Annotated in this window: 10 protein-coding genes; 4 read left to right on the top strand and 6 right to left on the bottom strand. The window is 75.6% G+C overall.

From position 1 onward, the window contains the following. Positions 1 to 1,666: transglutaminase domain-containing protein (locus ACOJUF_RS15575; RefSeq protein ID WP_420122743.1), on the top strand; the 1,666-nt coding region annotated here is incomplete at its 5' end. Between the two features lie 68 nt (positions 1,667 to 1,734). Here the strand turns inward: ACOJUF_RS15575 and ACOJUF_RS15570 are convergent. After that, the gene (locus ACOJUF_RS15570; protein WP_420122742.1) at positions 1,735 to 2,286 is read right to left on the bottom strand and encodes a CGNR zinc finger domain-containing protein; all 552 of its coding nucleotides are present in this window, start codon (positions 2,284 to 2,286) and stop codon (positions 1,735 to 1,737) included. Between the two features lie 25 nt (positions 2,287 to 2,311). Between ACOJUF_RS15570 and ACOJUF_RS15565 the strand changes: the two genes are divergently transcribed. Next, the gene (locus ACOJUF_RS15565) at positions 2,312 to 2,578 is read left to right on the top strand and encodes a hypothetical protein (RefSeq protein ID WP_420122741.1); all 267 of its coding nucleotides are present in this window, start codon (positions 2,312 to 2,314) and stop codon (positions 2,576 to 2,578) included. Between the two features lie 18 nt (positions 2,579 to 2,596). Here the strand turns inward: ACOJUF_RS15565 and ACOJUF_RS15560 are convergent, their stop codons facing one another. From ACOJUF_RS15560 to ACOJUF_RS15550, 3 genes are all read right to left on the bottom strand, one after another. After that, complete coding sequence (locus ACOJUF_RS15560; protein ID WP_420122740.1) at positions 2,597 to 4,666, bottom strand: bifunctional lysylphosphatidylglycerol flippase/synthetase MprF; 2,070 nt, start codon at positions 4,664 to 4,666, stop codon at positions 2,597 to 2,599. A 575-nt stretch (positions 4,667 to 5,241) separates the two neighbouring features. Continuing rightward, the gene (locus tag ACOJUF_RS15555; RefSeq protein WP_420122739.1) at positions 5,242 to 5,832 is read right to left on the bottom strand and encodes a dihydrofolate reductase family protein; all 591 of its coding nucleotides are present in this window, start codon (positions 5,830 to 5,832) and stop codon (positions 5,242 to 5,244) included. A gap of 165 nt (positions 5,833 to 5,997) precedes the next feature. Next, a complete protein-coding gene (locus ACOJUF_RS15550) occupies positions 5,998 to 6,933 on the bottom strand; it encodes a hypothetical protein (RefSeq protein ID WP_420122738.1) in 936 nt (311 codons plus the stop codon). Between the two features lie 226 nt (positions 6,934 to 7,159). On the opposite strand from ACOJUF_RS15550, the gene ACOJUF_RS15545 reads away from it, so the two are divergent. Then, positions 7,160 to 8,173, top strand: a complete 1,014-nt coding sequence (locus ACOJUF_RS15545) for an RNA polymerase subunit sigma-70 (RefSeq protein ID WP_420122737.1) — start codon at positions 7,160 to 7,162, stop codon at positions 8,171 to 8,173. Continuing rightward, complete coding sequence (locus ACOJUF_RS15540; RefSeq protein ID WP_420122736.1) at positions 8,170 to 8,796, top strand: MBL fold metallo-hydrolase; 627 nt, start codon at positions 8,170 to 8,172, stop codon at positions 8,794 to 8,796. The genes ACOJUF_RS15545 and ACOJUF_RS15540 overlap by 4 nt, the downstream gene beginning before the upstream one ends. A 252-nt stretch (positions 8,797 to 9,048) precedes the next feature. Here ACOJUF_RS15540 and eccB read toward each other — a convergent pair whose 3' ends face one another. Both eccB and eccD read right to left on the bottom strand, forming a co-directional pair. Beyond that, entirely contained in the window at positions 9,049 to 10,458 is a 1,410-nt protein-coding gene (eccB, locus tag ACOJUF_RS15535) for a type VII secretion protein EccB (protein WP_420122735.1), read from the bottom strand. Between the two features lie 38 nt (positions 10,459 to 10,496). Next, positions 10,497 to 12,238: type VII secretion integral membrane protein EccD (eccD, locus tag ACOJUF_RS15530; RefSeq protein ID WP_420122734.1), on the bottom strand; the 1,742-nt coding region annotated here is incomplete at its 5' end.

Genomic DNA, 12,238 nt, shown 5'->3' with positions numbered 1-12,238 from the left:
CCTGCGCCGGGCGCTGATCGCCGGCACGATCCTGGCCGTCGCGGCCGGCGTGACCGCGGTGGTCGGGCTCAGCGGACCGGCCGGCGGCGGCGATCGGGCGGCGTTGCGCGCGGTCGTCCAGGCCCCGATCGATCCGGCCGTCGTCGACAGCCCGCTGTCGCTGTTCCGCACCTGGACCAAGGGCCGGGCCGACGAGGTCCAACTTCTCGTGCAGGGGTTGCCGGCCGGTGCCCGGCTGCGGTTAGCCGCCCTCGACGACTACGACGGCCGGCAGTTCCGGATGAGCGAGTCCGAGGGCCCGTTCGTCCGCATCGGGCCGCAGCGGCCGGCCCCGCCGTCGACCGCCCCGGTGCCGGTCACGGTGCAGGTGGCCGGTTACCGAGGCCCGTTCCTGCCGCTGCCCGGCCCGATCGTCGGGCTCGACTTCACCGGTGACCGGGCCGGCGACCTGGCCGCCGACCTGCGTTACTCGGCCGCGGCGACGACCGGTCTGGTGCCGGGCGGCTGGCAGGCCGGCGACGGGTACCGGGTGGTGGCCGGGGTGGCGGCGATGCCGTCGGCCGCCGCGCTGGCCGCGGCCCGGCCGGTGGCCGTCGCCCAGCCGCCCGGCCCGGCGGTGCCCGACGTGCTGCGGGCCGCCACCGAGCGATACGTGGCCGGCGCCACGACGCCCGCGGAGCAGGTCGAGGCCATCCGGGCCGGCCTGGTCGCGGACGGCTTCATCAGCCACGGCACCGCCGGTGAGCCGACCTCGCCGGCCGGGCACGGGCTGGATCGGCTCGCCGCGATGGTCGGGGCCGGGCCGATGATCGGCGACCAGGAGCAGTACGCGGCGCTGATGGCCGTGATGGTCCGCTCGATCGGGATCCCCGCCCGGGTGGTGGTCGGGTTCGCGCCGGGGACGGGGACGGGGACGGGGACGGGCACGGGGTCGGGTGCGGCCGGGACCGGGGCCGGCGGCGCGACGGAACTGCGTGGTCAGGACCTGACCGCGTGGGTGGAGGTGCCGTTCGAGGGGTTCGGCTGGGTGCCCTTCGACCCGACCCCGCCCGTGGACAAGCCGGTCACCGACCAGCAGGACCGCGCCCAGACCGAGCGGCGCGAGGTGTCCGTTGAGGTGCCGCCGGCCCTGCCCCAGGTGCCGCCGGACGTGGTCGACAACGAATCGGCCGACCAGCGACCGCAGGACTCGTCGCCCTCGACCCCGTCCGCGGGCGAGACGTTCATGCCGGCCCTGCTGCTGGCGATGGCCGGGTGGACCCTGCTCGTGCTCGCGCTGCTGGCCGCGCCGATCGTCGCGATCCTGGCGGTGAAGGCCCGGCGCCGCCGTCGGCGGCTGGCGGCCCCCCGGCCGGCCGACCGGATCACGGGCGGCTGGCAGGAACTGGTGGACACGGCCACCGACGCCGGCTACCGGCCGGTGGCCTGGCACACCCGGTCCGAGGTCGCCCGGGACCTCGCCGGCGCCGGTGTCCTGCAACTGGACTGGCTGGCCCCGGCGGCCGACGCGGCGCAGTTCTCGCCGACCCCGATCGACGACGACCGGGCGCGGCGGTACTGGCGCGAGGTCGACGACCGCAACGCCGAACTGCTGGGCGGCCTGGGGTTCTGGCGCCGGTGGCGGGCGCGGCTGTCCCTGGCGTCGTTGCGCCGCCGGGAGCCCTGACCGGCCACTGACCGGCCCCTGACCGGCCCCTGACCGGCCACTGATCGGCCACCGACCGGCTGGTCGCGTCAGCCGCGCGCGTCGACCAGGGCCGCGCGCGACCGGTGCCGCCGCACCGCCGCCCGGTTGGCGCAGCGCACCGAGCAGTAGCGCTGCCGCCCGTTGCGGGTGACGTCGACGACCACGGCGGTGCAGGGAGCGCCGGCGTCCTGGCCGGCCGCGCAGCGGCCGAGCCGGTGCATGCCCCGGGTGGTCAGGTGCAGGGCGGTGCCGACGCTGATGACCGCGGCCAGCACGTCGGGCAGCGGCCGGCCGTCGTCGCGGTAGTGCAGGTGCCAGCCCTCGCCGTCGTGGTCGGTCAGCCGCGGGTAGGCGGCGACCGCGGCCATCTGCGCGTTCAGCAGCTCGGCCCGCCGGGGCGGGTCGGCGGCGTCGACCACGGCCAGCCACCCGTCCAGGACCCGCCGGGTTCGCCGGTGGTCGTCCGGCTCGACCCGGAAGTCCATGGTCATGCCCCGTTCCCGGGTCCGGGCGACGATCCCCGCCCGGTCGGCCGGCCAGTCGTTGGCCAGCGAGGCCGCGCGCAGCACCGCGTACTCGCCGTAAGGGTTGAGATGCATAAGACCATTACAGCATCGTGATGACATGACCGTGAACGACGACGTGATGACCACCCCCGACCCGGGCCGGACGCGGGTCCACGAGCACGCGTGGACGACGGAGTCCGCCCACCGGACCTCCATCGGCCGGCTGCGGTACGTGATCTGCCCGGCCTGCGGCACCCGCCGGGTCGATCTGCAACCGCACCCGGAGCGGCCGCCGGCCGCGCTCAGCGTCCCCGTGCCGTCCCCGGCCCTCGCTGATCAAAGCCGGGCCGGCGGGCGCCGGAGCGCCGTTTCGGCCCGGGAATGATCAGCGAACCGGGGTGGATCACTGCTTGACGACGGAGATCATGTCCCGCAGCCCCGCGGTCGGCAGGTAGGCCCGGGTGATCGCGATGCCGATCCGGGGCAGGTCGCCCTCGTCGCGGAACGTCATGTACATCGGCTCGAAGCGGGGCTGGAACTTGCCCTTGAACGCGTGCAGCGAGCGGAACCCGTACACCGGCTCCAACTGCTCGCCGAGGGTGTCCAGGAACTTTTCCACGGCCGTCTCGCCGGCGGCGTCGCCCGCCGACCGGGCCAGCGGGGCCCCGGACAGCGAGATGAAGTCGGCGCCGTCGGCCTTGAACCACTGGCACGAGGACGCGATGAGGAACTCCATGGTCGCCCGGAACGAGCCGTCGGCCCGCCGCATCAGATCCAGCGTCCAGCCCCGGACGTGACCCTCGGGCCCGTAGACCGGCATCCACGACGTCACGCCGTGCAGCTTGCCGTCCGCGCCGACGGCCAGGCCGACCTTGACCTCCCGGTCCAGCGCCTCGGTCACGCCGCCCAGGGTGAAACCCATCTCGGGCAGCTCCTTGTCGCCCAGCCACTGCTGCGAGAGCTCCTCGACCTGGCGCACCATCGACCACGGCTCGTCGGCCAGCGTCACCATCCGGAACGTGACGCCCTCCTTGGGTGCCTTGTTCAGGGCGGTGCGCACGTCCTGCCACTTCTTGCCCTTGAACTCCAGGGTCGGCAGGTCGATCAGGTTGTCCTCGGCCACCTGGGCGCTGGACCAGCCCAGCGCGGTGGTGGCCGCCACCGTGTCCCGACCGCAGCTGAAGATGTAGGGGACCAGGGCGGCCTTGTCGCACATGGCGACGAAGTCGTCGAGGATCGCCGCCGTGGACCCGGGCGGACCCACCGGGTCGCCGAGCGCCACCGCGACGCCGGCGTGCTTGCGGAACGCGATGTAACCCTGCCCGTCGGCGGTGATCATGTGCCGGTTCTCCGGCCACGTGGTCATCCAGGAGATCGTGTCGCCGCCCCAACGGCGCAGCAGGTCCTTGGCGGTGTCGGCGTGCGAGGTGCCGGAGGCCAGCCGCCGCTTGCTGCGCCGCGGCACCCGGAACGCGCCCCGGCCGCCGATGAGCAGGATTAGGTAGACCAGGTAGAGCAGCGACTGGGCGAAGAACTGCGGCAGCCCGTTGTCGATGTCCAGGTCGACGGCGTCGGGGTCCAGGGTGAGCAGCAGGGCGATCAGCGCGACCAGCGCGGCGAACACCACGATCAGGCTGCACAGGACGACGGTGACCCACCAGGCCCAGCGGTACCCGCGCCGCAGACCGTTGGCGACCAGCAGGAACAGCGCCACCTCGATGATGAGCACCCACCAGGTCTCGGGGGTGTCGTCGGTCGGGCCGAACGGGGTGAGCCGGTCGGGCAGGAAGTTGGCCAGCAGGGTCAGCACGGTGATGACGAGCACGCCGATCGCGGCCAGCAGGCGCAGCTCGTGCCGGGTGGGCAGCGCGCGGGCCCGCATCGCGTGCGGGCCGGCCAGGCGGGTGGAGAACGGCATGCTCAGCGCGACGGCGACGAAGTGTTCGGCGTCGGCCATCTGCCCGACGAACAGCACCGAGAACAGGACGTAGCCCAGGATGGCCAGCCGCATCCGCAGCCGCCACGGCGGGCGCACGGTCGCGCTGGCGACGCTGGCCACGGCGAGCATGCCGGCCGAGAACCCGACGTCGGTCTCGGTCGCCCGCTGCTGCACCCACTCCCAGCCCGAACCCCGGAAGATCAGGAAGAACAGGGCGGTCATCAGAACCGCCCCCCACTGGTACAGCACGCACAGCACGACGGTCCGGGCGGTGCCCAGGCGCCATTCCGAGAAGCCGGTGATGATCGCGAACGCGCCGGCGACGTAGACGTAGAAGAACGGGTCGAGGGCGAAGAACATGCCCCAGACCAGGGTCAGCCAGCGCCCGTCCTGGAAGGCTGGCAGGCCGAACGCGACGTCGTCGTAGAACGACTTGTCCTCGATCGAGGTCCACAGCGTGCCCAGGACGATCGCCAACGTCAGCGTGATCACGACGTACGCGGTGGTGAACGGCAGCCGCTTGAGCAGGCGCAACCAGGTCGGGGTGGGGCGCGGTTCGGCCGGTGGGCCGGCCGGGGCGGGGGCGACCTTGGTCGCCGTTGCCGTTGCCGTTGCCGTTGCCGTTGCCGTCGCCGTCGCCGTCGCGGTCGCGGCGCCGGGCTTGGGGCCGGGTGCGGGCTTGGTCGACGCCGCGGGCTTGGTCGCCGGTGCCGGTGCCGGTGCCGGTGCCGGTGCTGGTTCGGGTTCGGGTGCCCCGGCCGAGGTCGGCGTCGCCGCCGATGCTGCGGCGGTGCCGGGGTCCGGTACCGCGCTCGAACGTGGTGTCGGCGTGGTCGCCGGCGGTGCGGCCGGGGCGGGCGGAGTCGGGGGCGCGGGGGTGGTCGCCGGGGTGTCGGGCGACCCCGCGGCGCCCGTCTCGCGCGGCGCACTGCCGTCGGAAGCCATGGGCGGAACGCTATCCTGCCGGCGCGGCCGCGCGGCCGATCACCGCCGCCCCGGGCGGGTGAGCTCGCCGCGGCGGCCTCGGCCGGGATGCGGGAGCGCCCCGGGGGTCCCGGACGGCTCGCCGGCCCGGCTCGGGCCGCCATCCGGCCGCCCGTCGAACCGGATCAGCCCGCGGGCCAGGTCCGCAGCGTGGGCCGGTAGTTCAGCTCCTGGGTGCGTCCGTCCAGGGTGCGGGTCTCCAGCAGGTCGAGGTCGAAGTCGTCGCCGCCGGCGAAGATCGGTTCGTCGCCCGTCCGGCCGGCGATGACCGGGAAGACGGTGAGCTGGATCCGGTCGACCAGACCGGCGCTCATCAGGGCCCGGTTGAGCCGCAGGCTGCCGTGCGAGCGGATGGGCACGTCCGACTCCTCCTTCATCCGGCGCACGATCTCCACCGCGTCCCCGGAGACCACGGTCGCGTCCGGCCAGCCGGCGGTCGCCGGCCCGGTCGACGAGACGACGGTGGCCGGGCAGGCGAGCATCCGGTCGAACCAGGCATCGCGCGCACCCGGGTCCAGCTGCGGCAGCATCGCCATGAACTGCCGGAAGGTGGTCGCGCCGAACAGCATCCGCTGCTCGCCGGCGTAGGCGGCTTTCCGGTGGGCGAGGAACTCCGAGCCCTGCTTGCCCCAGTACCCGCCCCAGTCGCCGGGCGGCCCGTACGAGGCCGTGCCGTCCAGGCTGCTGAAGATGTCGAAGGTGTAGGTCGCGGTCATGCCGGGGCTGACCGGAGCCGGACCGCTGACTCATCGGTCGCCGCCGCCCGCCCGGCCGCCGCCCGCCGGCTTCGGTGGCCCGGGACCGGCCGGTGACGCGCCCCGGCGGCCCTCCCGGGCTCTCCTCCCGGGCCGGGAGCCGTGTCGACCGGGACCGCCGGCCGATCAGCAGGCCAGCAGGTCCACGATCCAGCCGGCGGACGGGTCGTACTCGGCCCGGAACCGGATGCCGCCGACGGTCCCGTCGGTGGGCGGCAGCGCGGGATCGCTGGACGGCTCGCTCGCCCAGACGACCGGTAGGGGTGCGGTCGCGCGGAACCCGCCGGTCGTCCCGCACCCGAGATTGGCCTTATTGATGTACATCAGACGGAGCCGGACCTCGGCCGCGGCCGCCGAGTCCGGGTCCGCCGGGGTGATGCCGGACGCCGCGGCCGCGGCCTGGGCGGCATCGATGTCGTCGGGCAGTCGGACCTTCGCGTCGTGACCCCGGAGGAAGCAGTCGGGGCCGAGCGACTCGCGCGGCACCGTGCCCACCTGCAGGCAGTCGTCGCCGTTGAGCGAGCCGTACCGGGAGACCAGGTCGCTGTAGACGAGCAGGACCGCCTGCTCGGTGGCCGGGTCGAGGCCGGCCGGGACGGCGTCGGCCGCGGGCCACGGGGCGGCCGCCTCGACCAGGTCGACGGTCGACCGGTCGATGGTGACCTCCTGCTCGCCGATGCCCGCGTTCACCGCGGCGGCCGCGGTCTGCAGCCGGGCGTCGATGTCGCTGACGGCGGCGAAGAAGGGGAGCAGGGCCCCGGCGGCGCCGCCGGTCGCCGGGGGGGCCTGGGAACCAGGCGTCGTCGCACCACCGGGGACGGGCGCGGCGGCCGATCCCGGGCTCGATTCGGGTGTCGGTGTCGGTGTCTGCGGGGGTGTCGATGCCGGTGTCCGTCCCGTGGGCGGGGGCGCGGTCGAGCCGGTCGTCGGGGGCGCCGACGACACGGTCGCCGGCGGGCCCGTCGGGGCGGGCACCGCGGTCCCGGGCGCCGATGCGCAGCCGGCCAGCAGGATCAGCGCGAGACATCCGACGAGAACCCGATGACCCGCACACGCCTTCATGACCGGCGACCTCTCCACCCGGACCCGACCCGTCCGGATCGTTCTCCGACCCACCGTGCCGGGCCCAGAGGCGTTCGACCCGGGCGGTCGGGATGGTGCTCGGCGGGTCCTCCGGGATGGAACCGTCCGGTGGACGTCGCCGGTCGGCCCGGTTGCGTCGGTCGCGGTGTTTCGGACCCGGTGATGAGTTTTCGGCCGCGCAGCCGTCTCACCCGTCATGAATCCCATGACCGACGAACTCCGGCCGCTGGACGAGCAGGGCTTCGGGGCCCGCGTCGAGCCCCATCGCCGCGAGTTGCACGTGCACTGCTACCGGATGCTCGGCTCGTTCGAGGAGGCGCAGGACCTGGTCCAGGAGTCGTTCCTGCGCGCCTGGCGCCGGCGCGAGACCTACGCCGGCCGATCGACCGTCCGGGCTTGGCTGTACCGGATCGCCACGAACGCCTGCCTGGACGCGCTCGACAAGCGGCCCCGGCCGGCGGTCGCGGACGGTGAGATCCCGTGGCTGCAGCCCTACCCCGACGAGCTGCTGGACCAGCTGCCGGACCGGCGGGAGGGGCCGGAGAACGTGGCGCTGGCCCGGGAGACGGTCGAGCTGGCCTTCATCGCCGCCATCCAGCACCTGGCGCCGCTGCCCAGGGCCGTGCTGGTGCTGCGGGACGTGCTGGGCTGCTCCGCCCGGGAGACGGCCGACCTGCTGGAGACGACGCCGGCCGCGGTGAACTCCGCCCTGCAGCGGGCGCGGGGCGGGCTGCGCACCCACCTGCCCGCCGAGCGTGACGCCTGGCCGGCCTCCGGCCCGGTGTCGCCGGCCGAGCGGGAGCTGGTCGACCGGTACGTCCAGTACAGCGAACGGCTCGATGTCGCCGGGCTGACCGCGTTGCTGCATCGAGAGGTGCGCTTCTCCATGCCGCCCGAACCGGGCGTGTGGGCCGGCCGGGACGAGGTCGTTCAGGGGTGGGTCGACGGCGGGTTCGGATCGGAGTCGTTCGGCCGGTTGCGCTGCCTGGTCACCCGGGCCAACGGCCAGCCGGCGGTCGCGGCCTACGTCCGCGGGCCGGGCGACACGGCCTACGCGCCCCTGGCGATCGACGTGCTGCGGGTGCGCGACGGGCTGGTCACCGAGATTGTCACGTTCGACCGGACGGTCTTTGGCCACTTCGGCCTGCCCGGCACGCTCGACCCCGCCCCGGACGTCGCTCCGGATCGCGCGGGCGACCTCGCGGTGGGTGTCCGATGACCGCCACCGTCACCCCGGTGCTGGTCGCCGACCTGGGCGTCGAGGGCGAGCGCATGCCGGTCTACGTCCATCTCATCGACCACCCCGGTGGCCGGATCCTGGTCGACACCGGGCTCAAGGAGGTCCACCCGCTGGTGGCCGACATGGATCCCCGGCCGCTGCCCTGGACCGACTCCGCCGGCGGGGTCGACCCCACCGGCATCGATCTGGTGGTCAACACCCACCTGCACTTCGACCACTGCGGCGGCAACCACCTGTTCCCCGGCCGTCCCATCCACGTGCAACGGCGCGAGCTGGACGACGCCCGCCACGAGTCCGATTACACGATCCGCGAGTGGGTGGATCCCCCGGGCGTGCAGTACGTGCCGGTCGACGGGGAGGTGGAGCTGGTGCCGGGCGTGCGCCTGGTGCCGGCGCCCGGCCACACCCCGGGCAGCCAGATCGTGGTGGTGGACGCGACCGAGCCGGGCGGCCGCCCGACCGTCATCGCGGGCGACACCGCCGTCTGGTTCGCCGAGCTGGACGAGCCGCGCACCGAGGGGCAGCGGCTGATCGTCGGTCTGGACCCCGAGCTGGTCTGGTTGTCCCACACCCATCACCCCTGGCGGCCGTCGCGCTCCTGAAGGTCGGGCGGTGCTTGCGGTCGGGCGGTGCTTGCGGTCGGGCGGCGCTGCTGGTTCGGCGGGGCTGACGGGCGGCCGGTCGGAGGAGCCGGGCGGTGGTGGCGGGCCGGGCGGCGCTGCTGGTTCGGCGGGGCTGACGGGCGGCCGGTCGGAGGAGCCGGCCGGTCGGAGGAGCCGGGCGGTGCCCAGGGCCGGGCGGTGGGGACCGACGGCCGCTGCTGGGCGTGGCCGGCCGGGTCGGGAGGGTCACGGTCAGGTGGCCGGGGCCGCAGCCGCGGCCCGGTCCAGGGTGACCCCCACCGGCAACGCGTCGAGCACCTCGACCGGCAGCTCCGCGACCGGGGCGCCGGACAGGCCGAGCGAGTCGAGCTCCGGCCGGCCGGCCAGCGGGTACCGGACCCCGCGGTCGGTGACCAGGAACAGGGTCGCGCTCGAGCCGGCGCCGGTACCGGTACCGGGGTCGCGGCCGGCGGGGTCCGGCCGGGCCGCGACGAGGGCGCCCTGTCCCGGGGCCAGCACCACCGGTCCGCTCCCGGTCGCCGGCGTCGGCTCGGCCGGTCCGACCACCAGATCGGGGGCGGCCGCGCCGGCCCAGCGGATGCAGAACTGCTGCTCGCCCGGGGCCGGATCGACCAGTGCCGGGACCGTCGCCGGCGCGGCGGCCACCGTGCCCGCCGCGACCGCGGGATCGGTCAGCAGGGCGGGGGCCGCCTCGGTGACCTGGGCCTGGGTCACCTTGAGCGGGCTCGGATCGCCACCACCGTAGGCGGTCGCCAGGCCCGGATCGGCCAGCAGCAGCTGCGCCTGGACCGCCGTCAGCGCGGCCAGGCCGGTCGGCGTCATCAGGTAGGCGTTCGCGTTGCGATCGCCGTAGATCGTGCCGACGACGGTCGGCTGGGTCGACCCGGGGAGCGGGGGGCCGGCCTCGCCCAGCCCGGCAACGGCGGGCGGAGCGAGCGGAGCACCCGCCGGCAGCGCCGCCACGAACTCCTCGGTCACCGGGAGCGGCCGTGCGTCCTGGTACCGCAACGCCGGCCGCCACCGTTCGGGAACGGGATAGGCGGCCCCGGACCAGAGCAGGACGGTGCGATCGCGTTCGGTACGCACCAGCACACCCTGCTCGGGACTCGGCACGATGCCCGACGCCGCGGCGCCGGGCCGGATCCGGGTGGTCAGCCGATCGCCACCCACCGCCCGGCCGACGGCGCACACCGACCAGTCGGTCCCGACGATGTGCCCGGGGTCCGGCAGCGCGTCCGGGGCGCTCGGGATGCCCAGCGTCGGGCCACGCGCGGCGTCCTTGAGAGACGAACCGGACACCGTGACGACGTGCAGGGCGTCCCCGAGCAGCAGCCGCGCCGAGGCGTAGTTCAGCACCGGGTGCAGGACGCCGTCCCGGACGAGGTAGCGACCGCCGGTGTCGCCGTCGACGATGAACGCCCCCGGCTCCTGCCAGGCCGTCGAGTCACCGGGCCGGAGCACCCCGACGAGCCCGGCGACGGCGAGCACCACCATCGTGACCAGGATCCCCCCGTACGCGCCGGCCCCGAGCCGGCCGAACGCTGCGGTGGAGCCGTCCGGATCGCCGGTCAGCAGGGCGGAGCGGAGCCGGCGGCGGCCGAACCGCTGCGCGGCGACCTGGTCGCGGGTGTCGATCGTCATGCCGGCGTCCGGCCGATCGTCGGGTCGGGGCGCACGGCTCAGCCGCCCAACTCGTGCACTGCCGCGAACGCTCCGAGCACGGCCGCGGTCAGCGGGATGATCGCGATCGCGAGCAGCAGGTCGCCGATCTCCGCGGCTCTGGCCAGGCCCGGGGTCCGCGGCGTCCGCCGGCCGGCGAGCGCCACCGCCAGGGCGGCGGCCCCACCGGCGGCCGCGATCACCAGCACGACCGTCGACGACGACGCGGCGCGGAGCACCAGCCCGGCCGCCACCGCCAACAGGCAGCCCAGACCGGTGACCAGCAGCGGCACCCGCTGCCCGACGGTGCGGAACAGCCGGGCCCGCAGCAGCAGCGCCGCCCCCGCGGTCGCGACCAGCGCCGGACCGGTCACCGGCGGCCCGGCCAGGGCCAGCCCGATGCCGGCGATCAGCACCGGCCAGGTCACCCCGTGGAGCAGGGCGGTCAGCAGGCCGACCGCCCGTCGGGTGCGCGCCCGGATGTCGCCGGCCTCACCCGGCAACCGGGCCGGCGCCACCGGCTGGACCGCCGGATCAGCCGCCGGATCGGCCGCCGACCCTGCACCCGACGCTGCCGCGGACCCGGGCAGCGGCTCCGGCTCGAACGACGCCAGCCGCAGCGCCAGACCGGGCAGCGCCGGCATCGGACAGACGGCGAGCCCGATCACCAGGGCGGCGACGCCGCTCGGGGCGAGCCCGACGATCAACGCCGGCATCCCGGCGATCCCGACCAGCCCGGCGGCGGTGACGACGGCGCCGAAGACGACCCCGCCCGTGCCCACGGCCGCCCACGCCGTCGCGGCGACCACGCCCGCGGTCAGCACCCCCGCCGTCCAGGTCGGCGGGCCGGCGGCCCCGATCAGGGCGAACGCGGACACACCGGAGGCGGGGCCGGTCGTGCTCGTGGCGGCGGTGGCGAGCGCCGCGCCGATCGCGCCGGCGGGCACCGCGAGCAGCCCGACGGTGACGGCCGCCGCAGCGTCACCCCGGCGGCGGGACAGCAGACCGGCCGCCAGCAGGGCGACCAGGGCCAGCCCGGCGAGCACCAGTACGGGCAGCAGCCAGGGCGCACCCAGGGCCGGCACGGACAGGACCGCCACCAGACCGGACGCGGCGCACCCGGCCAGGGCGACGATCCGCCCGGCGCCGGCGGGCCAGGCCCTGGTGTCCTGTCGCACCACCTCGGCGACGGCATCGGCGGGGTCGTCGTGCACCACCGCCGGCGTCGCGGTGTCCGCGCCGGCCAGCACCAGGGTGTCGCCGGCGGCAACGCCCTCGTCCAGCAATGTGGTCGACCCGGGCAACGGCCGCCCGGCCGCGGTGCGCAGGACCCACCCGCCGTGCGCCAGGGCCTCCTCGCGCAACGACCGGGGCGCCAGGTCCAGAACGGTCTCCAGGACTTCGGCCGCGGTGGTGCGGTCGGGCAGGACCAGGTCGATCCGGGACGTCGGGGTCCGCACGCTGATCGTCACGATGCGGCTGACCGGCCCGAACGCCGACTCCGGGGGCGGGACCGCCGAGCGGGCCGGCCATCCGGGGGCGTCGTCGGGGACGACCGGGTCGACCGGCTGGAGCGCGGCTCCCGGGCGCGGGCCGGCCAGCCGCGACGGGGTCGGTGGCGGCGTGGGTCGGGGCCGGCCACCGGCGACCGGCGCCGAGGGGCTGTTGGGCGGCGCGAAGCCGGCCGGCCGTGCCCCGGCCGGGTCCATCAGGAACGGGCGCCGGAGCTCGGCCGCGACCGGGTCCGGCTCGGCGGACCCGA

Source organism: Nakamurella sp. (assembly GCF_048594475.1).
GTDB lineage: Bacteria > Actinomycetota > Actinomycetes > Mycobacteriales > Nakamurellaceae > Nakamurella.
This window is presented reverse-complemented; position numbering and strand designations above follow the sequence as displayed.

What these genes read in the sequence shown, in the direction of transcription:
- ACOJUF_RS15570 (WP_420122742.1), bottom strand. Translation starts at nt 2,286, where the DNA reads ATGCATCTCAACCCTTACGGCGAGTACGCGGTGCTGCGCGCGGCCTCG.
- ACOJUF_RS15565 (WP_420122741.1), top strand. Translation starts at nt 2,312, where the DNA reads ATGACCGTGAACGACGACGTGATGACCACCCCCGACCCGGGCCGGACG.
- ACOJUF_RS15555 (WP_420122739.1), bottom strand. Translation starts at nt 5,832, where the DNA reads ATGACCGCGACCTACACCTTCGACATCTTCAGCAGCCTGGACGGCACG.
- ACOJUF_RS15550 (WP_420122738.1), bottom strand. Translation starts at nt 6,933, where the DNA reads ATGAAGGCGTGTGCGGGTCATCGGGTTCTCGTCGGATGTCTCGCGCTG.
- ACOJUF_RS15545 (WP_420122737.1), top strand. Translation starts at nt 7,160, where the DNA reads ATGACCGACGAACTCCGGCCGCTGGACGAGCAGGGCTTCGGGGCCCGC.
- ACOJUF_RS15540 (WP_420122736.1), top strand. Translation starts at nt 8,170, where the DNA reads ATGACCGCCACCGTCACCCCGGTGCTGGTCGCCGACCTGGGCGTCGAG.
- eccB (WP_420122735.1), bottom strand. Translation starts at nt 10,458, where the DNA reads ATGACGATCGACACCCGCGACCAGGTCGCCGCGCAGCGGTTCGGCCGC.